19 protein-coding genes and 1 pseudogene are annotated in these 21,367 nt (G+C 70.1%); 13 read left to right on the top strand and 7 right to left on the bottom strand.

Going from position 1 to position 21,367, the window contains the following annotated elements; genetic code table 11:
• Positions 1 to 15: 15 nt before the first annotated feature.
• Positions 16 to 1,089 carry a pyrimidine utilization protein A gene (gene rutA, locus H293_RS0131700; protein ID WP_020121846.1) on the bottom strand — a complete coding sequence of 358 codons (1,074 nt, stop codon included), beginning with the start codon at positions 1,087 to 1,089 and terminating at the stop codon, positions 16 to 18.
• A 169-nt stretch (positions 1,090 to 1,258) separates the two neighbouring features.
• Here rutA and H293_RS0131695 point away from each other — a divergent pair, with 169 nt between their 5' ends.
• Both H293_RS0131695 and H293_RS0131690 read left to right on the top strand, forming a co-directional pair.
• Positions 1,259 to 4,147, top strand: coding sequence for a SpoIIE family protein phosphatase (locus H293_RS0131695; RefSeq protein WP_020121845.1), 2,889 nt, complete (start codon positions 1,259 to 1,261; stop codon positions 4,145 to 4,147).
• 101 nt (positions 4,148 to 4,248) lie between these two features.
• Positions 4,249 to 4,704, top strand: coding sequence for a hypothetical protein (locus H293_RS0131690; RefSeq protein ID WP_020121844.1), 456 nt, complete (start codon positions 4,249 to 4,251; stop codon positions 4,702 to 4,704).
• Here H293_RS0131690 and H293_RS0131685 read toward each other — a convergent pair.
• A complete protein-coding gene (locus H293_RS0131685; RefSeq protein ID WP_020121843.1) occupies positions 4,691 to 5,344 on the bottom strand; it encodes a response regulator in 654 nt (217 codons plus the stop codon). The two genes, H293_RS0131690 and H293_RS0131685, sit on opposite strands and share 14 nt — an antisense overlap.
• Complete coding sequence (locus tag H293_RS0131680) at positions 5,344 to 6,378, bottom strand: HAMP domain-containing sensor histidine kinase (RefSeq protein WP_078612709.1); 1,035 nt, start codon at positions 6,376 to 6,378, stop codon at positions 5,344 to 5,346. The genes H293_RS0131685 and H293_RS0131680 overlap by 1 nt, the downstream gene beginning before the upstream one ends.
• A gap of 74 nt (positions 6,379 to 6,452) precedes the next feature.
• On the opposite strand from H293_RS0131680, the gene H293_RS0131675 reads away from it, so the two are divergent.
• The 3 genes from H293_RS0131675 to H293_RS0131665 all read left to right on the top strand — a co-directional run bounded on the left by H293_RS0131675 (position 6,453) and on the right by H293_RS0131665 (position 9,495).
• The gene (locus tag H293_RS0131675; RefSeq protein ID WP_020121841.1) at positions 6,453 to 6,938 is read left to right on the top strand and encodes a cation:proton antiporter regulatory subunit; all 486 of its coding nucleotides are present in this window, start codon (positions 6,453 to 6,455) and stop codon (positions 6,936 to 6,938) included.
• Positions 6,939 to 6,943: 5 nt separating this feature from the next.
• Positions 6,944 to 8,155: a cation:proton antiporter gene (locus H293_RS0131670; RefSeq protein WP_020121840.1), complete on the top strand. Its 1,212-nt coding sequence runs from the start codon at positions 6,944 to 6,946 to the stop codon at positions 8,153 to 8,155.
• A 344-nt stretch (positions 8,156 to 8,499) separates the two neighbouring features.
• A complete protein-coding gene (locus H293_RS0131665; protein WP_020121839.1) occupies positions 8,500 to 9,495 on the top strand; it encodes a TAXI family TRAP transporter solute-binding subunit in 996 nt (331 codons plus the stop codon).
• Between the two features lie 14 nt (positions 9,496 to 9,509).
• Here H293_RS0131665 and H293_RS0131660 read toward each other — a convergent pair whose 3' ends face one another.
• Both H293_RS0131660 and H293_RS0131655 read right to left on the bottom strand, forming a co-directional pair.
• Positions 9,510 to 10,892 (bottom strand): sensor histidine kinase, encoded by a 1,383-nt coding sequence (locus H293_RS0131660; protein WP_020121838.1) that lies wholly within the window; start codon positions 10,890 to 10,892, stop codon positions 9,510 to 9,512.
• 380 nt (positions 10,893 to 11,272) lie between these two features.
• Positions 11,273 to 11,959, bottom strand: coding sequence for a response regulator transcription factor (locus H293_RS0131655; protein WP_020121837.1), 687 nt, complete (start codon positions 11,957 to 11,959; stop codon positions 11,273 to 11,275).
• A 312-nt stretch (positions 11,960 to 12,271) separates the two neighbouring features.
• Between H293_RS0131655 and H293_RS0131650 the strand changes: the two genes are divergently transcribed.
• From H293_RS0131650 to H293_RS0131625, 7 genes are all read left to right on the top strand, one after another.
• Positions 12,272 to 13,048, top strand: coding sequence for an amino acid ABC transporter ATP-binding protein (locus H293_RS0131650; RefSeq protein WP_020121836.1), 777 nt, complete (start codon positions 12,272 to 12,274; stop codon positions 13,046 to 13,048).
• A 90-nt stretch (positions 13,049 to 13,138) separates the two neighbouring features.
• Complete coding sequence (locus H293_RS0131645) at positions 13,139 to 13,984, top strand: glutamate ABC transporter substrate-binding protein (RefSeq protein ID WP_020121835.1); 846 nt, start codon at positions 13,139 to 13,141, stop codon at positions 13,982 to 13,984.
• A gap of 108 nt (positions 13,985 to 14,092) precedes the next feature.
• Positions 14,093 to 14,761 carry an amino acid ABC transporter permease gene (locus H293_RS0131640; RefSeq protein WP_028808363.1) on the top strand — a complete coding sequence of 223 codons (669 nt, stop codon included), beginning with the start codon at positions 14,093 to 14,095 and terminating at the stop codon, positions 14,759 to 14,761.
• Positions 14,758 to 15,669: an amino acid ABC transporter permease gene (locus tag H293_RS0131635; RefSeq protein WP_020121833.1), complete on the top strand. Its 912-nt coding sequence runs from the start codon at positions 14,758 to 14,760 to the stop codon at positions 15,667 to 15,669. Before H293_RS0131640 ends, H293_RS0131635 begins: the two co-directional genes overlap by 4 nt.
• Positions 15,670 to 15,857: 188 nt before the next feature.
• Complete coding sequence (locus tag H293_RS0131630; protein WP_020121832.1) at positions 15,858 to 17,462, top strand: FAD-dependent monooxygenase; 1,605 nt, start codon at positions 15,858 to 15,860, stop codon at positions 17,460 to 17,462.
• Positions 17,463 to 17,578: 116 nt separating this feature from the next.
• Entirely contained in the window at positions 17,579 to 17,626 is a 48-nt protein-coding gene (locus H293_RS61735) for a hypothetical protein (RefSeq protein WP_309506048.1), read from the top strand.
• 77 nt (positions 17,627 to 17,703) lie between these two features.
• A complete protein-coding gene (locus H293_RS0131625) occupies positions 17,704 to 18,237 on the top strand; it encodes a cupin domain-containing protein (RefSeq protein WP_020121831.1) in 534 nt (177 codons plus the stop codon).
• A gap of 115 nt (positions 18,238 to 18,352) precedes the next feature.
• Here the strand turns inward: H293_RS0131625 and recX are convergent.
• Positions 18,353 to 18,880, bottom strand: a pseudogene (recX, locus tag H293_RS0131620) (recombination regulator RecX); the annotation flags it as partial.
• A 55-nt stretch (positions 18,881 to 18,935) separates the two neighbouring features.
• Between recX and H293_RS0131615 the strand changes: the two are divergent.
• A complete protein-coding gene (locus H293_RS0131615; RefSeq protein WP_020121829.1) occupies positions 18,936 to 20,432 on the top strand; it encodes a recombinase family protein in 1,497 nt (498 codons plus the stop codon).
• Between the two features lie 91 nt (positions 20,433 to 20,523).
• Here H293_RS0131615 and H293_RS0131610 read toward each other — a convergent pair whose 3' ends face one another.
• Positions 20,524 to 21,321: a DUF559 domain-containing protein gene (locus H293_RS0131610; RefSeq protein WP_028808362.1), complete on the bottom strand. Its 798-nt coding sequence runs from the start codon at positions 21,319 to 21,321 to the stop codon at positions 20,524 to 20,526.
• Between the last annotated feature and the right edge of the window lie 46 nt (positions 21,322 to 21,367).

Raw genomic sequence — 21,367 nt, 5'->3', positions numbered from 1 at the left:
AGCGCCGGCCCCTTCTCACACCCGCCCCTCCCGCGACCGCATCAACGGCTGGATCCGCGTCCCGAAGGTCTCGATCCCGTCGAGGAAGTCGTCGAAGACCAGCATGATCCCCTTGGTCCCGTCGACCCCGGCGATCTCGTCGAGCATGTGCGCGACACTCTCGTACGACCCGACGAGCGTCCCCATGTTGAAGTTCACGGCGCCCTCGGGCAGCACGATGGTGCGGGCCGTGGAGGAGTCGTCGGCGGTGGTGTCCGTGGCCGACTCCCCCGCCATGTAGGCCAGCGCCGCGCGGTCGGCGCCCGCGTGGTAGTCCTGCCACTTCGCGCGGGCGGCCGCGTCGCTCTCGTCGGCGATGACCATGAACAGGGACAGCGCACCGACGTCCCGGCCGGTCTCGCGCGCCGCCTCCACCAGCGTGGCCGCGCTGTCCGCGAAGGCGAGCGGGGTGTTCACGCCGCTGCCGAGGATGAAGTTGTAGTCGGCGTGCCCGGCGGCGAACCGCATGCCCGTGCCGCTCTGCCCGGCGGCCACGATGTCGATGTGCCCGTTCGCCGGCCGCGGCGAGAGCACGCAGTCGTCCATCGCGTAGAACTCGCCCTTGAAGTTGCTGACGCCCTCGCTCCACAGCTCCTTCATCACCGTCACGTACTCCTCGGCCCGCGCGTACCGGTTGCCGAAGTGCTCGTCGCCGGGCCACACGCCCATCTGTGTGTACTCGCCGGGCGCCCAGCCGGTGACGATGTTGACGCCGAACCGTCCGGGGGCGATGGAGTCGACGGTGACCGCCATGCGCGCGACGATCGCCGGCGGCAGGGCGAGGATCGGCGTGGAGGCGTACAACCTGATCCGCTCGGTGACCGCGGCCAGCCCCGCCATCAGCGTGAACGACTCCAGGCAGTGGTCCCAGAACTCGGTCTCCCCGCCGAAGCCCTTGAGTTTGATCATCGAGAGGGCGAAGTCGAACCCGTGCTCCTCGGCCTTCTGCACGACGGCCTTGTTGAGCTCGAAGGTCGGCATGTACTGCGGGGAACTCTTCGAGATGAGCCAGCCGTTGTTGCCGATGGGGATGAAGACACCGATGTCCATGCCGCTCCTCATGATCGGAGACTGCCCGGTCCGACGGCACGGTACACGGCCGGAATTTCGGCAACTTCCCTGGAAACAGGGGCAGTTGAAGTAAGGCAATGCCGGGAAACAGCTCGTCGGAAACTGTGAAGCAGGTTTCGACCGGAATCGGGAACGATAAGTTCCCTCCATGAACGCGCGGCTCGCCCTCCTCGGCTCGGTCACCCCTGGTGCGACGGAGAGCGAGGTCTTCCGGCTGGCGCTCGGGCACGCGGTCGGTGAGCTGAGCGCGCTCGGCGGGACCGTGCACCTGCGCGGCCCGATGTCCGCGCTGCGCCTGGTGTCCTCCGTCGGTCTGCCGCCCGCCCTCACCCGCTCCTGGGAGATCGTCGACCAGGAGGGCCCCCTGGCCCCCGCCCGCGCGCTCCAGCAGGGCAGGGGCGTCTGGGTACCGGTGTCCCCGGACGCGCCGGAGGAGGCCGCCTGGCCCGGCACCGGCCTCGCCGCCCTGCCCCTGTTCGGCGGCCGGCGCAGCATCGGCGCGCTGACGGTCCTGGTCGGCGAGCGGGGTGAACCCACCCCGGAGCACTGGGACTTCCTGCGGGACGTGGTCGCCTGGACCGAGGAGCGCATGGCCCAGGCCCCGCCGCCGTCCGGTCCCTCCCAGGGGGAACTGGGCGGCGAACGGCTGCGGCAGGCCCTGAAGGAGGTTCAGGTCGGCTCGTGGGACTGGGACATCCGCAACGGTGACCTGAGCTGGGACGAGGCCGCCCTGGCCTTGTACGGCACCCGCCCGGCCGATTTCACCGGCCGGATCGACAACTGGATGCGGATCGTCCATCCCGACGATCTGGCACCCACGCTGGCGGCGGCACAGCGGGCCATCCTCGACCACAGCGTCTTCGAGGCCGAGTACCGCGTACGGCGCCTGGACGGCACGTGGGGCTGGACGCAGGCCCGCGGCCGGGCGACCTACGACGAGCGGGGCGAGCCCCTGCGGATGATCGGGGTCGGCTGGGAGAGCAACGAGTCCCGCATCGCGCGGGACGCCCTCAGCAGGGCCCTGAGACACATGAGCGACGGCTTCCTCGCGGTGGACGACGAGTGGCGGATCACCTTCGCCAACCTGGAGGCGGAACGCTTCCTCGGCTTCTCCGAGGAGGAGTTGTTCGGACGCCTGCTGTGGGACCTGCCGGCCACCCGACAGGTCCCGGGTCTCAAGGAGAGCTGTCTGAAGGCCGGGGCCGAGGAGAAGTCCGCCGGGTTCGACGTGTACATCGCGGACTGCCGGCGGCGGCTGCACGTACGGCTGGTGCCGGGCCCGGACGGCCGCACCCTCTACTTCCAGGACGTCACGGAGAAACGCCGGCTGGCCCAGGAGCGCCAGGCGGCGGAACGGGCCACGGCCGAGCGGGCGGTGCGGATCGCCGAGCTGACCACGGAACTCGCCAAGGCGACGACCTCCCGGGACGTGGTGGACGCGGTCGCCCGCCGGGTGCTGCCGCCGTTCGCCGCCTCCGGGCTGATGGTCCAGGTCAGCGAGGGGAATCGGCTCCACCACGTCGGGGCGGTCGGCTATCCCCGGGACTTCGTGGCCCACCTCGACAGCCGCCCCCGGGCGTCGACCGGAGACCCCGCCTGGGACACGATCGCGTCCGGCCTCCCGCTGTTCATGTCCTCGGCGCGCGAGTACGCCACCCGCTACCCCGAACTGGCCGACTTCCCCACCCGGGGCGAGAAGAAGTCCTGGGCGTTCCTGCCGCTGACGGCGTCCGGCCACACCTTCGGCGTCTGCGTGGTCTCCTTCGACCGGCCGCGGCTGCTCGACGACGAGGAACGCGCCCTGCTCACCACGATCACCGCCCTGGTCGCCCAGTCCCTGGAGCGGGCCCGGCTCTACGACGCCGAGCACACCCGGTCCCGGGAACTCCAGCGCAGCCTGCTCCCCCAGGCGCTGCCCGATCTGCCCGCGTGCACGGCGGCCGCCCGCTATCTCCCGGCCGGGCAGGGCGCGGACGTGGGCGGCGACTGGTACGACATCATCCCGCTGTCCGGCGGACAGGTCGCGCTGGTCGTCGGCGACGTGATGGGCCACGGCCTGCCGGAGGCGGCCACCATGGGCCGGCTGCGCACCGCGGTGCACACCCTGGCCGACCTGGAGCTGCCGCCCGACGAGATCCTCGGCCACCTCAACGACATCGTCGGCGGCATGGGCGAGGCGTCGTACGCCACCTGTCTGTACGCGCTCTACGACCCGACGACCCGGGTCTGCTCCATCGCCCGGGCCGGTCATCCGCCGCCCGCGCTGGTACGGCCCGACGGAACCGTGCACTTCCCCGAACCGGACGCCGATCCCCCGCTGGGCGCGGCCAAACCGCCGTTCGAGACGGCCGAGTTGGAGGTGCCCGAGGGCAGTCTGCTCGTGCTGTACACCGACGGCCTTGTGGAGTCGGCGAAGCGGGAGATCGACGAGGGCATGGCCGAGCTGGCGCGGCTGCTCGGCGCCGCCCACGCCGACGGGACCGCCGTGGACCTTGAACGGCTGTGCGACACGCTGACGGCCGGTCTGCTGCCGGCGGACCAGCAGGCGGCGGACGACGCGGCGTTCCTGGTGGCCCGGCTGCACGCGCTACCGGCCGACCGGATGGCCACCTGGTCCCTGCACGACGACCCGAAGGCGGCGAGCCAGGCCCGCCGGCATGTGCGCGAACAGCTCGCGGCCTGGGACCTGGACGATCTGTCCCCCACCACGGAACTCCTGGTCAGCGAACTGGTGGGCAATGTCGTCCGGCACGCCCGCGGCCCGGTCCGGCTGCGCCTGCTGCACACCACCGAGCTGATCTGCGAGGTCTACGACGGCAGCCAGACCATGCCCCGTATCCGCCACGCCGCGGACACCGACGAGGGCGGCCGGGGACTCCAGCTCATCTCGGCCCTCTCCTCCCGCTGGGGCGCCCGTTACACCCCCACGGGCAAGTGCATCTGGACGGAACAGTCCCTGCGGGGCGCCGCCGAGCCGGAGGACGTGCTGTTCCTGAACCCCGCGGACTTCGACGAGGACTGGGAGGCGCTCCTGTGACGGCGCGCCCGTTCGGCCCAGCTCCACGGGCCGGATGCGGGGCGCGTCCCTAGATTCGCGGTGACGGCTGTTCCGGCCCCACCCCGAAAGGCACCCGACCCATGGCAATACGCATCGCGCTCACCGGCGCCGCGCTGGCCGTTCTGGCCACCACCGGACCGCTGACCGGCGTCGCACACGCTCAAGGCGACCTGGACTGCGCCGACTTCGCCTTCCAGGAGGACGCGCAGGCGGAGTTCGACCTCGACCGCAGCGACCCCGACCGGCTCGACGAGGACCAGGGTCCCGACGACGGCATCGCCTGCGAGGCGCTCCCCCGAAGAGGCACCGAGACCGTGAGCGTCGCCACGCCAACCGCCACACCGCTCCTCACGCCACTCAGCACGCCGCTTCCGACGCTCGGTGTCCAGGGCGGGTCCGGCGGCAGCGTCGGCCCTGCGGGTTTCGAGCGGGCGATCGGGGTGGCACTCGCCGTCGGCGGAGTCGGCCTCGCGGGCGCATACGTGGTGCGGCGGCGTCGTGCCGCGCACCCGCACCCCCGGCTCAGGGATCGATGAGCCCCGCCCGTATCGCGTACCGCGTCAGCTCCAGCCGGTCCCGCATCCCCAGCTTGGCCAGCAGGTTCGCCCGGTGCCGCTCGACGGTCTTCGCGCTGATGAACAGCAGCTCGCCGATCTCCTTGGTGGTGTGACCCTCGGCGACCAGTTTGAGGATCTCCTCCTCGCGTTCGGTGACGGCCCGCGTGGGCAGGTCGTCACCGCGGTGCAGGCGGTCGAGGTAGGACCGCACGAGGGCCCGCTCGGCCCCGGGGTAGACGAAGGACTCGTCGCGTACGGCGGCCCGGCACGCCTCGACGAGATCGCGGTCGGCGACGGACTTGAGCACGTATCCGCTGGCCCCGGCCTTGAGCGCCTCGAAGAAGTACTGCTCGTTGTCGTACATCGTCAGGATCAGGATCCGCAGGTCCGGCAGCCGCCGGGACAGCTCACGGGCCGCCTGCAGTCCCGTCATCCGGGGCATCGCGATGTCCAGCACGGCCAGGTCGACCTCACGCGCGCGTGCCAGCTCGACCGCCTCGGCGCCGTCCCCCGCCTCGGCCACGACCGTGAGGTCCGGCTCCCCCTCCAGGATCAGCCGGACCCCTCGTCGTACGAGGGTGTGGTCGTCGGCGAGCAGCACCCGGGTCGGCCGAGCCATCAGCGCACCTGCGCCGGGGCCGGTATGCGCAACCGCACGTCCGTCCCCCGCCCGGGACCGGCCTGCACCGAGAACACCGCCCCGACCAGCAGCGCCCGCTCCCGCATCCCCTGGATCCCGGCCCCGTCGGGCGCCCCGCCCAGCCCTTTGCCGTTGTCCCGCACGAGGAGCTCGACTCCCCCCGCGACCTGCCGGAGCCGGACTTCGGCGCGGTCGGCGGCGGAGTGCCGCGCGGTGTTCGTGAGCCCCTCCTGGGCCACCCGGTAGACCACCAGTTCCGACTCCTCGGTCAGCCGGGGCAGATCGCCGCCGACGTGATGCCGCACGGTCAGCCCGTGCGTCGTGAACTCGGCCGCGAGAGACCGCAAGGCGCTCGACAGCCCGAGCTCCTCCAGGACCCCGGGCCGCAGCCGGCGCGCGATCCGACGGATCTCGTCGAGCCCGGCCCGGGTCGCTTCCTGGGCCTGCCCCACTTCCCCCCGCAGCTCCTCGGGCGCCCGGTCGGCAACCCTCTTCAACTGAAGAAGCACGGCGGTGAGGGTCTGCCCGACCTCGTCGTGGAGCTCGCGCGCGATGCGATGCCGCTCCCGCTCCTGCGCGGAGAGCGCGTGGGCCGCGCCGGTGGCCCGCTCTGCCTCCAGCCGGTCGAGCATGGTGTTGTACGTCGTGATCAGCACGGCCGTCTCGGAAGGGCCGGAGACGGGGGCGCGCACGCCGGGACGCAGCAGATCGGCGGCGGCCATGGCCCGACCCAGCCGCTGGAGCGGGACGAGCCCCACCCGCAGCACGAGGGCATTGGCGACCAGCAACAGGGCGAGCCCCGCGAGGACGACCACGGCCTCCCCCTGCCGTACGGGCGTCGACACGGTGACCGGCCCCAGCAGCAGCGCGGCGGCGACGACGAGGCCCGCGGCGTTGAGTGAGAAGATCCGCCAGAACAGCGACACGGCCCTGCGCTCACTCCTCTCGTACGGCGCCCGAGAACCCAGCCTCACCGGTCCCCGCCGCTCGCGTATATCCGTCACGTCACCCATATCGCCACCGTACGGGTGCCTGGCAGCATGCGAACCCGGCACCCGCGACCACTCGAAACACAAGGGGAAGAAACGTGTCTGCTCCACGCCTGAGGGCGACGCCGCTGCCGGGCATCGGGGTCCAGTACGACCTCATGACCCGCGAGGACCGCCATCTCTCCGTGGTGGCGCACCGCGACGGTGCCCGCACGGTGAGCGTGTACCGGGCCGACGACCCCGACTCCTGCGCCCAGTCGCTGCGTCTGACCGGTTCCGAGGCGGGCGCCCTGATCGACGCGCTGAAGCCCTCCCACCACAGCGCGAGCCTTCTCTACGCCTCCGACCTGGGCCTGGTGGCCGAGCGCGTCGAGGTGGCGGCCGGCTCCCGCTGGAACGGCCGGGTCCTGGGCGACACGAAGATGCGCACCGACACGGGAGCCTCCGTCGTGGCGGCCCTGCGCCGAGCGGAGGCGATCCCGTCCCCGGCACCGGACTTCCGCCTGGCGGGCGGCGACATCCTCATCGTCGTGGGCACCCGCGAGGGCGTGGACGCCGCCGCGGCGATCCTGGGGCGGGAGTAGGAAGCATGCACTCCGCGGTCCTCCTGATCGAGTTCGGCTCGATCATCCTCGGCCTGGGCCTCCTCGGCCGTTTCGCCGCCCGTTTCCGCCTCTCCCCCATCCCCCTCTACCTCCTGGCCGGCCTGGCCTTCGGCGAGGGCGGCCTGCTGCCCCTGGGAGCGAGCGAGGAATTCGTCTCGATAGGCGCGGAAATCGGAGTCATTCTCCTCCTCCTGATGCTCGGCCTGGAGTACACGGCCGGCGACCTGGTCACCAACCTCAAGGCCCACTACCCCTCCGGCCTGGTCGACGGCGCCCTCAACGCCCTCCCAGGAGCAGCGGCCGCCCTCCTCCTCGGCTGGGGCCCGGTGGCCGCGGTGGTCCTTGCGGGCGTCACCTGGATCTCCTCCTCGGGCGTCATAGCGAAGGTCCTGGGCGACCTGGGCCGGGTCGGCAACAGGGAAACCCCGGTGATCCTCAGCGTCCTGGTCCTGGAGGACCTGGCGATGGCGGTCTACCTGCCCATAGTCACCGCCCTCGTCGCCGGAGCGGGCCTGCTGGCCGGAAGCCTGACCCTGGCGATCGCCCTGGGAGCGGCCGGCCTGGTCCTGTTCACCGCGGTCCGCTACGGCCGCCTGATCTCCCGCTTCGTCTCGAGCGACGACCCGGAGAAGCTCCTCCTGGTCGTCCTCGGCCTCACGATCTTGGTGGCGGGCGTCGCCCAGCAACTCCAGGTCTCGGCAGCGGTCGGCGCGTTCCTCGTGGGCATAGCCCTCTCAGGCGAGGTGGCCGAGGGCGCCCACACCCTCCTGAGCCCCCTGCGCGACCTCTTCGCCGCGGTCTTCTTCGTCTTCTTCGGCCTCCACACGGACCCGGCGAGCATTCCCCCGGTCCTGCTACCCGCCCTCGCCCTGGCCCTGGTCACGGCAGCCACAAAGATCGCCACGGGCTACTGGGCGGCCCGCCGAGCCGGCATCTCCCCCAAGGGCCGCTGGCGCACGGGCGGCGCACTGGTCGCCCGCGGCGAGTTCTCGATCGTCATAGCGGGCCTGGCGGTCTCGGGCGGCATAGAACCCTCCCTCGGCCCCCTGGCCACCGCCTACGTCCTCATCCTGGTCATCCTCGGCCCCCTCACAGCCCGCTACACCGAGCCCCTGGCCACAAAACTGACGCCCCGCCGGGCCAACACCCCGACGGCACCTCGGGTGGCGGAGCCGGTGGGCCGGGACGGCGCCTGAAGGGGTACCCCGCCCCCCTGGGTGGGTGCGGTCACGTGCGCCACGATGGGCCGTTGGCCGCGTACGGCGGGCAGGGGACGGGGTGGGGGGTGTCCGCCCGCAGCGGCCGGCGTCCGTCACCGAGCCCTACTCAAGGGACCGAGCCGCCGGACCGAGGACGGATACCCCCCACCCCGGCCCCGACCCACCCACCGAACCGCACGCGCTACACAAGCCCCCACCGGGCCCGCAATTGCGCCGCAGGCATCCAGGGGCGCGGGGAACTGCGCAAAAACGCCCGCCCCCACCGAACCCGCACCCAAACCCCAACCCCAACCCCCGGAGGGCGTGGCAGGATCACCCGCATGCCCAAGCCGTTCCCCCACCTCAGCCGCCGCCAGGCGCTCCAGACCGCGGCCGCCGCCCTCGTGGCCCTCGGCCTGCTCCTGTGGTGGCTGCTCCCGCTGGGCGAGAACCCCCCGACCGGCACGATCACCTTCAGCACGGGCACGAAGCAAGGCGTCTACCAGAAGTACGGCGGACTCCTCCAGAAGGAGATCCACAAGGACATGCCGGACCTGAAGGTGAAGCTGGAGACCAGCGCGGGCTCCCAGGAGAACGTCAGACTCGTGGCGACCGGGAAGTCCGACTTCGCCATCGCCGCGGCCGACGCGGTGGAGACCTACCAGCAGAACGGCGACCCCGGCGCCGACCAGCTCCGCGGCCTGGCCCGCCTCTACGACGACTACGTCCAGCTCGTCGTCCCCGCCGACTCCGACATCCACACCATCACCGACCTGAAGGGCAAGCGCGTCTCCATCGGCGTCCCCAACTCCGGCGTACGGCTGATAGCGGAGCGCGTGCTCGACGCCGCCGGCATCGACCCGGCCAAGGACATCCAGCCGAGGGCCGAGGGCATCGACACCGGCCCCAAGCTCCTCGGCCACGGCCTGGACGCGTTCTTCTGGTCCGGCGGCCTGCCCACCGACGGGCTGAAGCAGCTGGCCGAACGCTCCGCGTTCCGCTTCGTCCCGATCGAACCCTCCCTCGTGGCGACGCTGCACGCCGAGGGCGAGCCCACCCGCTACTACCGGGCCACCAACATGCCGGCGTCGGCGTACCCGTCCGTCCAGAACAACAGGACCGTCCCGACGATGGCCGTCTCCAACCTGCTGATCACCCGCAAGGACATGGACCCCGAGCTCACCGAGTGGCTCACCCGGACCGTGATCAAGAGCAGGGACGGCATCGGCCGGGACGTGCACTCCGCCCAGCTGGTGGACGTACGCACGGCGATCTACACCGACCCGGTCCCCCTCCACGAGGGCGCCCGCCGCTATTACCGCTCGGTCAAGCCGTAGGACGACTACCTCGGTCATACCGTAGGGCGGCTACGGGGCACGGACACGGTGACCACCAGCCCGTGCGGCTCGTGGTGGCCGTACGAGATCACCCCGCCCCCCGCGGCCAGGAGCGCCCGCGAGATGGACAGTCCGAGACCTGACCCCTTGACGTTCTGATGCTGCCCGCTGCGCCAGAACCGGTCGCCGACGCGCGCGAGTTCCTCGTCGGTGAGCCCGGGTCCGCGGTCGGCGACGACGACCGTGGAGGTGTTCCCGTCCGCGGCGACCGTGACCTCGACGGTCTCCTCCTGCGGCGTGAACTTGAGCGCGTTGTCGATGACCGCGTCCAGGGCGCTGGAGAGGGTCACGGGGTCGGCCCAGGCGGTGGTGGGCGGACAACTCCCCACCAGCCGCACTCCCTTGGCCTCGGCGGTGGGGGTCCAGGCGGCGACCCGTTCGGCAGTGAGTTCGCCGATGTCGGTGATGCTCAGGTCCGCCTCGGTGTGCTCGGCGAGCGCGAGGTCGAGGAGGCCGTCGAGGACTTGGGCGAGGCGTTTGCCCTCCGTCTGCACGGAGGCGATCTCGGCGTTCCCCTCGGGAAGTTCGAAGGCGAGCAGCTCGATGCGCAGCAGCAGTGCGGCGAGCGGATTCCTCAACTGGTGCGAGGCGTCGGCGACGAAGGCCCGCTGCTGCTCCAACACGTCCTCGACGTTGTCCACCATTTCGTTGAACGACCGTGCCAGGCGCCTGAGTTCGGGCGGTCCACCGGCCACCGCCACCCGGGACTTGAGCCGCCCGGTGGCGATGTCGTGGGTGGTGGCGTCGAGGACCCGTACGGGCCTGAGCACCCAGCCGGTCAGCCGCAGGGCGGCGCCGACGGCCAGCAGCATGGCGGCGAGTTCGCCCGCGAAGATGACGAGCCAGTCCTGCAGGATCCGTGAACGCATCGGTCCGGTGGGCGAGTCGGTGACGACGACCGCGACGACGTCGCCGTCCCGGATCACCGGAGAGGCGACGACCAGCCGGCCCCGCTGCCAGGGCCACACCTGCTTGGGGTCCTGGCTGCGGCGGCTGAGCAGGGCCTCGCCGAACGCGTCGCGCACCTCGCCCGTGCGGGGGAGGAACCACCCGCGGGGCGCCGTGGCCATGGGTACGTCGCCGTCATAGAAGACACCGACGCGGATGCCGTAGACCCTGTAGTAGCTGGCGAGTTCGCTCTCCAGGGTCTCCAGGCGCTCGTCGGAGGCGTCGGTGACGAACTGGGCGAGCGCGGCGAAGTGGGCGGTGTCGTCGATCCGGTCGACGACGACTTTCTGCTGCTGCGCGGAGGCCATACCGATGGCGAGCGGCACGCCCAGGGCCAGCAGCATGGCGGCCATGAGAACGATGAGAAGCGGAAGAAGACGTGTACGCACGACCCCGCCTACACCCCGCCCCGAAGCCGCGCGCTCCGACGCACACGGGCACCGCTGAGCATACCCGGGCACTGACGCACCGCGACGGCACGCCCCCCGCGGAAGGGGGCGCTCACCTGCCCAGGCGCCGCGCCCACGCCGAGCACCGCCCCCCGGCTCGGCCGGACACCCGCCCCCGTTCCACCCCGGGCCCCCGCGTCAAGCGATTCACGACCACCACCGCACACACGGGCACCCGCACCGCCGCACTCACCCGCGTCCACAGCCACCGTCCCTCACCCGACCCACATTCCTCCCCCCGAGCCTCGCACAGCTCTGGGGCCCACGGTTTCCTCCGGAAGCTTCTTCGCCCGCTGAGCCCCGCCGAGCCCCGGTGGGCCCTACGCCCCCGGCGCCACCAACCGATACCCGACCCCCCGCACCGTCTCGATCAGCGCCGGCATCCGCAACTTCGCGCGCAGGGACGCCACATGGACCTCCAGCGTGCGGCCGGTGCCTTCCCAGCTGGTGCGCCAGACCTCGCTGATGATCTGCTCGCGCCGGAAGACCACGCCGGGCCGCTGGGCGAGCAGCGCGAGGAGGTCGAACTCCTTGCGGGTGAGCTGGACGACCGTGCCGTCCACGGTGACCTGACGCGTCGGCAGTTCGATGCGCACGGCGCCGAGAACCAGCGCGGTGTCCCCGCCGCCGAGCACGTCCTCGTGGGCGGTGCGCCGGCTCACGGCATGGATGCGGGCGAGGAGCTCCCCCGTGTCGTACGGCTTGACCACATAGTCGTCGGCGCCGAGGTTCAGCCCGTGGATGCGGGAACGTACGTCGGACCGCGCGGTGACCATGATCACCGGCGTGCTGGTGCGCTTGCGGATCTTGCCGCACACCTCGTAGCCGTCCTGGTCGGGCAGCCCGAGGTCCAGGAGCACGACCCCGAAGCCGTCGCTCTCCGGGACCAGCGCCTGGAGTGCCTCCTCGCCGCTGCGCGCGTGCGTGACGTCGAAACCGTGCCGGGCGAGCACCGCGGACAGCGCGGCGGCCACGTGGTTGTCGTCCTCGACGAGGAGAAGTCTCACCCCGGCCCCCTTTGGTCCATCGGACGTACTATCCGAATATGCAATGAACAGGTACAACTGTGCGTACACACGCGCGCGTGCGCTCCGTGCAGTCATGCTGATGGATGAGGACGGCGTCAAGAGCGTTCCGGTTGCGCCGGGCTTCCGTTACCCGGCCGATACGCACACCGGATGCGTACTGGTGACAAGTGCTACGACATGTGTCCGTTTGCTATCGGATCGTGATCCTCAGATTCCCCTCAAGACTAATGACGCTGGTCGCGTGGGGTTACTACTGTCCTCCGAAACCGAGGAGGACGGAGCCAGAGAGCGATGACCGAAGTATCGGTGGCCAAGGAAGATGTGGCCGCGACCGGCGAGCTGGTCGTCCTGAAGAGCGTCAACAAGCACTTCGGCGCGTTGCACGTACTCCAGGACGTCGACCTGACGATCGCCCGCGGCGAGGTCGTCGTGGTCATCGGACCCTCCGGGTCCGGGAAGTCCACCCTTTGCCGCACCATCAACCGCCTGGAGACGATCGACACGGGTTCGATCACCATCGACGGCAAGCCGCTGCCCCAGGAGGGCAAGGAACTGGCGCGGCTGCGCGCCGACGTCGGCATGGTCTTCCAGTCCTTCAACCTCTTCGCGCACAAGACCGTGCTCGAGAACGTGATGCTGGGCCAGATCAAGGTCCGTAAGGCCGACAAGAAGCAGGCCGAGGAGAAGGCGCGCGCCCTGCTCGACCGGGTCGGCGTCGCCACGCAGGCGGACAAGTACCCCGCCCAGCTGTCCGGCGGTCAGCAGCAGCGTGTCGCCATCGCCCGCGCCCTGGCGATGGACCCCAAGGTCATGCTCTTCGACGAGCCCACGTCGGCGCTCGACCCTGAGATGATCAACGAGGTGCTGGAGGTCATGCAGCAGCTCGCCCGCGACGGCATGACAATGATCGTCGTCACGCACGAAATGGGTTTCGCACGATCGGCCGCAAACCGCGTGGTGTTCATGGCGGACGGACGGATCGTCGAGGAGGCTGCGCCCGACCAGTTCTTCAGCAATCCGCGCAGCGACCGCGCCAAGGACTTCCTGTCGAAGATCCTTCACCACTGACGTGTCACACCGTTGACGTGTCGCGCCGCTGACGTGCCACCCGGATCGACCACCGACGGCTCTCTCTTCACCACCCAAAGGATGTTCACCATGAAGCTCCGCAAGGTCACCGCCGCCTCGGCCGCCGTCCTCGCCCTCGCCCTGTCCGCGACCGCCTGCGGCGGCGACAGCAAGGACGAGGGCTCCGGCTCGGGTTCCGGCGGCGGCGGCAAGATCAAGATCGGTATCAAGTACGACCAGCCCGGTCTCGGCCTCAAGGAGCCCGACGGCTCCTTCTCCGGCTTCGACGTGGACGTGGCGACCTACGTGGCCAAGCAGCTCGGCTACAAGCCCGACCAGATCGAGTTCGTCGAGACCAAGAGCGCCGACCGTGAGAACGCGCTCGCCCGTGGCGACGTGAAGATCATCGCGGCCACCTACTCGATCAACGACGAACGCAAGAAGAAGGTCGACTTCGCCGGCCCGTACCTGCTGGCCCACCAGGACCTGCTGGTCAAGAAGGACTCCAAGATCAGCCAGGCCACGGACCTCAACGGCGAGAAGCTGTGTTCCGTGACCGGCTCCACCTCGGCGCAGAACGTCCACGACGACTTCGCCCCGAAGGCCCAGCTGAAGCAGTACGGCGGCTACTCGGAGTGCATCGCCGGCCTGCAGAGCGGCGCCGTCGACGCGGTGACCACGGACGACTCGATCCTCGCGGGCTTCGCGGCCCAGGACAAGTACAAGGGCCAGTTCAAGCTCGCCGGCCTCAAGCTGAGCAACGAGAACTACGGCATCGGTGTGAAGAAGGGCGACACCGCGACCGTGAACAAGGTCAACGCCGCCCTGGAGAAGATGGTCAGCGACGGCTCCTGGCAGAAGGCGGTCGACAAGAACTTCGGCCCGGCCGGCTACAAGAACGAGCCCGCCCCGAAGGTCGGCGTCATCGTCAAGTAACGCAGGGACCCACCGGCGCGCCGCCGCCCGCCGCGATCAGGGCGGCGGCGCGCCGCGCCCGTCCACGTACGCCACACGCACGCCACACACCCGGAAGCGCGGGAGATCGTGTTCGACTTTCTAGAAGGTTATGACGTCCTCGGGGCGTTCTGGATGACGGTGAAACTCACCGCCCTGTCCGCCGTCGGCTCCTTGATCTGGGGCACTCTGCTGGCCGCGATGCGGGTCAGCCCAGTCCCGTTGATGCGCGGCTTCGGCACCGCCTACGTCAACATCGTCCGGAACATCCCCCTGACGGTCATCATCGTCTTCGCCTCGCTCGGTCTCGCCGACATCTTCGGTGTGACCATGGGCGCGGCGGACAACTTCGACGTCCAGGGCTTCCGGCTGGCGGTGCTCGGGTTCGTCGTCTACACCGCGGCGTTCGTCTGCGAGGCGATCCGTTCCGGCATCAACACGGTGCCGCTCGGCCAAGCCGAGGCGGCCCGCGCGATCGGGCTGAACTTCGGCCAGACCCTACGCCTCATCGTGCTCCCGCAGGCCTTCCGCTCGGTCATCGGCCCACTGGCCAACGTGCTGATCGCGCTGACCAAGAACACCACCGTGGCGGCCGCGATCGGCGTGGCCGAGGCCGCCACCCTGATGAAGACCATGATCGAGAACGAAGCCCAGACGCTCGCCATCGGCGCGGTCTTCGCGTTCGGCTTCGTGGTACTGACCCTGCCGACCGGCCTCCTCCTCGGCTGGCTCGCCAAGCGACTGGCGGTGAAGCGATGAGTTCGGTCCTCTACGACACTCCGGGACCCCGCGCCAAACGGCGCAACGTCCTCCTGTCGGTCGTCTTCACCCTCCTCCTCGCCCTCCTGCTGTGGTGGGTGTGGCTCAAGATGGACGACAAGAACCAGCTGGAGTGGAATCTCTGGGAGCCCTTCACCACCGGTGAGGCCTGGACGACGTACCTCCTGCCCGGCCTCGGCAACACTCTCAAGGCAGCGGCGATCTCCATGGTGATCGCCCTTCCGCTGGGCGCGGTCTTCGGCATCGCCCGCATGTCCGACCACGCCTGGGTACGGGGCGTGGCCGGCACCGTGGTCGAGTTCTTCCGGGCGATCCCGGTGCTGCTGCTGATGCTGTTCGCGAACGAGTTCTACGTCCGCTCCACGGACATCAGCAGCGAACAGCGGCCCCTGTACGCCGTCGTCACCGGCCTGGTGCTCTACAACGCCTCGGTCCTCGCCGAGATCGTCCGGGCCGGCATCCTCTCGCTGCCCAAGGGACAGACGGAGGCGGCCTACGCGGTCGGCCTGCGCAAGGGCCAGACGATGTCCAGCATCCTGCTCCCGCAGGCGGTCACCGCGATGCTGCCGGCCATCGTCAGCCAGCTGGTCGTCATCGTGAAGGACACCGCGCTGGGCGGCGTGATGCTCGGCTTCACGGAGCTCCTCAACTCCCGCAGCACGCTGGCGGCCAACTACGCCAACGTCATTCCGAGCTTCATCGTCGTCGGCATCATCTACATCGTCGTCAACTTCCTCCTCACCAGTTTCGCGAGCTGGCTGGAGAAGCGGCTGCGGCGCAGCAAGAAGAGCACGGGCGCGGTGCTGGGCGAGGACACGGTGGAGGTCAACCCGGCCGCCGTGCGCGGCACCTACGGAACCGGTGAGAACGCCGGCGGCGGATTCTGACAGTCGGTCAGGTGACCTGAACCGCAAGTGCGAACGACACGGAGGCAGTGGCATGATCGCCACTGCCTCCGTCACTTGACGCAAGCACCGGCAATGGGTTGCATACGTTCTGTGATCGTGCACCCTGCCCCACCCTCCTGTTCACGTACGTCTTCCGCTACTGCGCTGCGGGCAGGGGGCGCCGCGTCGTGGACCCGGTGATCATCGTCGGAGCGGGGCCCGTCGGGCTCACGCTCGCCCTGGCGCTGGCGCGTCAGGAGGTCCCCTCCGTGGTTCTCGACGAGGGCCCGGGCAAGGACGACTCCCGCCTGGCCCGCACCGCCGTACTGCACGAGGACACCGCCGCCCTCATGGCACGGCTGACCGGGGTGCCGGTCACCGAGCTGGGGGTGCACTGGGCCGGATGGCGGTCGATGCGCCGCAAGCAGGTGATGCGAGAGGTCGACTTCGAGGAGGCCGGGGACGCCCCCCTGCACCTCGCCCAGCACGTCCTGACCGGCGCCCTGCGCACCGCCCTCGCCGAGGAGCGGCTGGTCAAGCTCATCACCGACAGCCGTCTCGACACCATCGAGCAGGAGCCCTCGGGCGTCACCGCCCACACCCGCGGCTCCAAGGGCACGTGGTGGCGCGGCAGTTACCTCGTCGGCTGCGACGGCACGCGCTCCACCGTGCGCAAGCTCCAGGACATCCGCTTCCCGGGCCGTACGGCCGTGGAACGCCACGCGGTCGCCGCCCTGCGCGCGGAACTCCCCTGGGAGGACCGGGCGTTGCTCCACCGGATGCCGCCGTGGCGGACGTCCGGTCCGTCGGCCGGGGAGATCACGGCCCGCCCCCTCCCCGAGGGCGTGTGGCGCCTGGACTGGCTGCTGCCGCCGGGCAAGGACCTCGTCACGCCCGAGCTCCTGGTGGCCCGCGTCCGGGAGACCCTCGCGGGCTGGACGGGCGGCGCGACACCGCCGTACGAACTCCTCGACACCGGCGTCCACACCGTCCACCACCGGTTGGCCCGCCGCTGGCGCGCCGACCGGGTCTTTCTCGCCGGGGACGCGGCGCACTGCCTCGGGGCGCTCGGCACACAGGGGCTCGACGAGGGCCTCCGGGACGCCGACAACCTCGCCTGGAAACTGGCCCTGGCCTGGCACCACGGCCCCCATGAGGCACTTCTCGACAGCTATCAGGCGGAGCGGCGCGCGATCGTCGCCGGTCGGCTGCGCGCCGCCGACCAGGCGCTGCCGCTGCTGCGTGGCGGCGGGGGCCTGCGCTCGGTGGTACCCGGCTCGGCCCGCGGCCACGACGCGTTGCTCACGGACGGCCACTTGGGGCGCGGCCCGCTCGGCGCGCCGGGGGCGTACGCCGACTCGCCGCTCGCACCCCGGCACCTCGAAGGAGAGGTGCCCGTCGACACACCCCCGGGGGCGTCGGTCACGGATGTGCGGGTCACCGCCGAGGACGGCTCGTTCGTACGGCTGCGCGAGCGCCTCGGTCGCGGCGCACTGATCGTCCTCCTGGTCGCGCCGGGCACCGGGGTGTGGGAACGCAAGCACTGGGTGACCGCCGGAATCATGCCCCGGCTGGCCGCGGCGGTGACCGCGCTGCCCCACTCCGCCGAGCTCCTGGTCGCCGAGGAGTACCCGGGCGCGGCCCCGCACACGGTCCTTCTCGTACGGCCCGACGGTCACCTCGTCACGGCGCTGAGCGGGGTCCGCCCGGCCGACCTGTACTCGGCGGCCGAGACGGCGCTCGGCGGCCCTCCGACGAAGACCGAGGCGAACGCGGGGGCCGGCTCGCGTTGACGTGCTCACTGTCACTGTGCGTCCACATAGTGACAGTGAGTTGAAACGGTCTGCGCCCCCATGGTGTACTCCGGATCGTGACCGACACCTGTGTGCGCCTGTGGCGGAGGGTCCATATGGACCTCGTCCGCTATGCGGGCTGCGTGTGTCGCCCGTCCTGCTGAATTCGCCTCTCCACTTCCCCGCGTGCCGCGCCCCGTGCGACGGCACGCTGTCGCGAACTCTTCTCAGGACGGTACCCGTGTCTGTCTCCCCCGCCCTCCCCTCGGTCTCCTCCGTCGCGCCGCCCACCCAGGCCGAACTCTTCGACTTCGTACGGCGCACCGCCGCCGACGCCGAGCTGATCGACTCGCTCCCGCTCGACCCCGAGGGCCGCACCTGGGTCCGCCTGGAGGGGCCCGGCGGCAGCGAGGCCTGGCTGATCGGCTGGCCGCCCGGCACCGGCACCGGATGGCACGACCACGCCGAGTCGGTCGGCGCCTTCATCACCGCCGCCGGCGAGCTCAAGGAGAACTCCCTCGGCGCCCGGCTGCCCGCCGACGGCTGGAAAACCCTCGAACTCTCCGACAACGTGGACCATGAGCGCCGGCTGCCGGCCGGCAAGGGCCGTTCCTTCGGGCAGCACCACGTCCACGAGGTCCTCAACGAGTCCACCGACGCCCACGCGATCTCCGTGCACGCCTACTACCCGCCCCTCCCCCAGATCCGCCGCTACAGCCGCGCGGGGCAGATCCTGCGACTGGAGCACGTGGAGCGGCCGGAGGACTGGCAGTGAGCGTCCCGACTGCCGGTCTGCGGCCACTGGTGGACGACGTCCCCCATGCCGAGTGCCCTTCCTTCGGGCCCGGCGCCTCGGCTCGCAAGAACTCCCCGTTCCGGAACCCCCCGTTTCAGAACCCCTCGTCGCCGAGGAACTCCGTTTCCTCCCCCTCCTCCTCCAGCGCCTGCCGGACCACCCGCAGGGCCATGCCCTCGGAGTAGCCCTTGCGGGCGAGCATGCCGGCGAGGCGGCGCAGTCGCTTGTCGCGGTCGAGCCCACGCGTCGCGCGCAGCTTGCGGTCGACCAGTTCTCGGGCCGTCTCCTCCTCCTGCTCGGAGTCGAGCTGCGAGACGGCCGCGTCGATCAGTGTGGAGTCGACGCCCTTGGTGCGCAGTTCCTGGGCGAGTGCCCGCCGGGCGAGCCCTCGGCCATGGTGCCGGGATTCCACCCAGGCGTCCGCGAACGCGCTGTCGTTGATCAGTCCGACCTCCTCGAACCGCGACAGCACCTCCTCGGCGACGTCGTCCGGGATCTCCCGCTTGCGCAGGGCGTCGGCGAGCTGCTTCCGCGTACGCGGGGTCCCGGTGAGCAGGCGCAGACAGATCGCCCGCGCCCGCTCCACCGGGTCCGCCGGAGGCTCCCCCTGCTCGGCCCTGGAGAAATTTCCTTCGGAGTACGTTTCATCAAAGGGAGGCATTTCGGACGGAGGGACCATGATCACATCCACTGCGACACTGACCGGCCGCGAGTACTTGAGGGTTTCCAAGGACAAGAGCGGCGACGAACGCTCACCCGAGGAGCAGCACGACGAAAACGTGATCGCTACCGCCGAGGCGGGCATCGTCCTCCTGGAAGAACCGTACCGGGATGTGGGCAGCGCGAGTCGTCATGCGACCAAGGCCCGCAAGGGCTTCGACCGACTGATCGACGACCTCAAGAACGACACCTTCGGCGCCGACGTCCTGGTCATCTGGGAGTCTTCCCGTGGATCGCGCCGCACCGGCGAGTGGATCACACTGATCGAGCTCTGCGAGGAACGCGGAGTCAAGATCTTCGTGAGCACACACGAGAGGCTCTACGACCCCGGACACGGTCGCGACCGCAAGAGCCTGATCGACGACGCGTCGGACAGCGAGTACGAAAGCTGGAAGATCAGGGAGAGGGTCATACGGGCCATGAACGCGAACGTGGCGACGGGCAAGCCCCACGGCCGGATCCCCTTCGGCTATCGGCGCGAGTACGCGCAGATGAGGAACGCGCGCGGCAAGTCCGCGATGCGCCCGGTCGGCCAGATGCCCGACCCGACCGAGGCCGTGCACGTGATCGAGCTCTTCCAGCGGATCAAGGCAGGCGACCCATTCCTGGCGATCGCCCGCGACTGGGAGGTGCGGGAGATCTTCACGCGCAGTGGTGCACCGTTCAAGGCCGCGAACCTGCGCTCCATGGCGACCAAGGTGCTCTACATCGGCGAGCGCATCCACAAGGGCAAGACGACCCCCGGCGACTGGCCCGTGGTCGCCGACTTCCAGGGCTCGCCCATGACGCCGGATGAGTTCGTGACCTTGTTCCGGGAGGTTCAGGTGATCCTCGCCGACCCCAAGCGCCAGACCACCAGGCCGGGCGGTGCGCAGCACGCCTACAGCCGGACGATCAAGTGCGGCGAGTGCGGCGCTGGTGAGGCCGTGACCTACGTAGCCACCGGCGGCCGTGCTGAGTACACCTGCCGCGAGGGCGGCTGCACAAAGATCGACAAGGAGGAGACAGACAAGATCATCACTCCCGAGATCGTCCGCTACCTGGCCCGGCCGGAGGTCTACCACGCGGTCGTTCCCGAGGACGGCGGCGCCGAGCTCGACCAGGTGCGCTCCCAGCTCACCGTGAAGCGGGCGCAGTTGGAGGCGTTCGAGAACGAGGACCCCGAGACCCCCGCAGAGGCACGTCTGATCGCGCGGAAGATCGAGAAGCTGGAGATCGAGATCACCGACCTTGAGCAGCGCGAGAGCGAGCTGACGCCCGGCCCGTCCCCGCTGGCCGCGCTCTTCGACTACGGCCCCGACGTCGAGAAGCGGTGGGAGGCCAAGCCGGTTGCGATCAAGCGGCAGATCGCGGCGCTGCTGCTCCGGCCCGACGTACTCGGCGAAGTCCGGATCATGAAGGCGACCAAGCGAGGATCCGTCTCCGACCGCATCAAGTGGGCAACCATCGCGTAGCGCCGCAGGATCGCCTGACGATCAACGAGCCGGCTGATCAACAACCGCACACGACGGAGCCCGGCCGGGGGATGGCCGGGCTCCGTGCTGTCTACTGCCGACCGAGCTGAGTCAGGAAGTCGTCCACGAACTTCTCGACCTCGGCGAGGGTATTCACTTCCTCCACGTTCAGACGCTCGACGAACGCCACTCCGGCATGTCGGAGCTGCCGATCCCGGCTGTGGTCCGAGGCGGCACGGCCCTTGTGGTGTGGGCCGTCCAGCTCGATGACGGCGACTCGCCCGCGATACGTGATCAGGAAATCCGGTTCGAGGACGCGACGACGGACGCGCATACCGCCAAGCGGCATAATCCCGATGGTTTCACTGTCCGGCAGGGCCGCCTGCCGCTTCTTGAGCACCTGATACAGCTCGCGCTCGTACTCGTTCGTGAAGTAGAGCTGATCCTCTACCCGGTGATCAGGCTCAAGCCGGACCTTACGGCCCTGATTGCTGGGCTTCGGGCCGTTCGCAGTCTTCACCTGATCGCGCCAGCGAGGCGCGAGCCGTGGGATCTGCGGGCGGACGTGGAACTCGTCGATCTCCTTGCCCGCTGGCTTGAGCACGTTGCTCATGGCCTTCTCGATGCTCTTTAGCGCGGCCTCGTCGTAGCGGGGGTACAGATGGGGCTCCACCACGAGCACGATTCTGTAGCCCTCTTGATCGAACTCTGTGTTCCAAAGCCTTACCTCAAGCGAGGTCACGTCTGCGATCAACTCAGCAGTCTCCGTGTCGCCCTGGTGCTGCATGAGCAGTGCGCTCGTGCCGAGCAGCCACTCACTGACGGTGGCGGTGTTCTGCGGGGCGTCGAGGGCGAGGGACATGTCGGGCGAGGCCAGCTCATCACTCATGAACGGGATTGTGACAGGCGCCGCCGACAACGGAAGGGCGCAAGCA

Origin of the sequence: Streptomyces canus 299MFChir4.1 (assembly GCF_000383615.1) — a bacterium.
Taxonomy (GTDB): Bacteria; Actinomycetota; Actinomycetes; order Streptomycetales; family Streptomycetaceae; genus Streptomyces; species Streptomyces canus_C.
The sequence above is the reverse complement of the archived record's forward strand: the minus strand, read 5'-3'. Positions and strand labels throughout refer to the sequence as shown.

Bases quoted from the DNA above. Each gene is read 5' to 3' on its own strand.
- rutA (WP_020121846.1), bottom strand. From the start codon at position 1,089: ATGGACATCGGTGTCTTCATCCCCATCGGCAACAACGGCTGGCTCATC.
- H293_RS0131695 (WP_020121845.1), top strand. From the start codon at position 1,259: ATGAACGCGCGGCTCGCCCTCCTCGGCTCGGTCACCCCTGGTGCGACG.
- H293_RS0131690 (WP_020121844.1), top strand. From the start codon at position 4,249: ATGGCAATACGCATCGCGCTCACCGGCGCCGCGCTGGCCGTTCTGGCC.
- H293_RS0131685 (WP_020121843.1), bottom strand. From the start codon at position 5,344: ATGGCTCGGCCGACCCGGGTGCTGCTCGCCGACGACCACACCCTCGTA.
- H293_RS0131680 (WP_078612709.1), bottom strand. From the start codon at position 6,378: ATGGGTGACGTGACGGATATACGCGAGCGGCGGGGACCGGTGAGGCTG.
- H293_RS0131670 (WP_020121840.1), top strand. From the start codon at position 6,944: ATGCACTCCGCGGTCCTCCTGATCGAGTTCGGCTCGATCATCCTCGGC.
- H293_RS0131665 (WP_020121839.1), top strand. From the start codon at position 8,500: ATGCCCAAGCCGTTCCCCCACCTCAGCCGCCGCCAGGCGCTCCAGACC.
- H293_RS0131650 (WP_020121836.1), top strand. From the start codon at position 12,272: ATGACCGAAGTATCGGTGGCCAAGGAAGATGTGGCCGCGACCGGCGAG.
- H293_RS0131645 (WP_020121835.1), top strand. From the start codon at position 13,139: ATGAAGCTCCGCAAGGTCACCGCCGCCTCGGCCGCCGTCCTCGCCCTC.
- H293_RS0131635 (WP_020121833.1), top strand. From the start codon at position 14,758: ATGAGTTCGGTCCTCTACGACACTCCGGGACCCCGCGCCAAACGGCGC.
- H293_RS0131615 (WP_020121829.1), top strand. From the start codon at position 18,936: ATGATCACATCCACTGCGACACTGACCGGCCGCGAGTACTTGAGGGTT.
- H293_RS0131610 (WP_028808362.1), bottom strand. From the start codon at position 21,321: ATGAGTGATGAGCTGGCCTCGCCCGACATGTCCCTCGCCCTCGACGCC.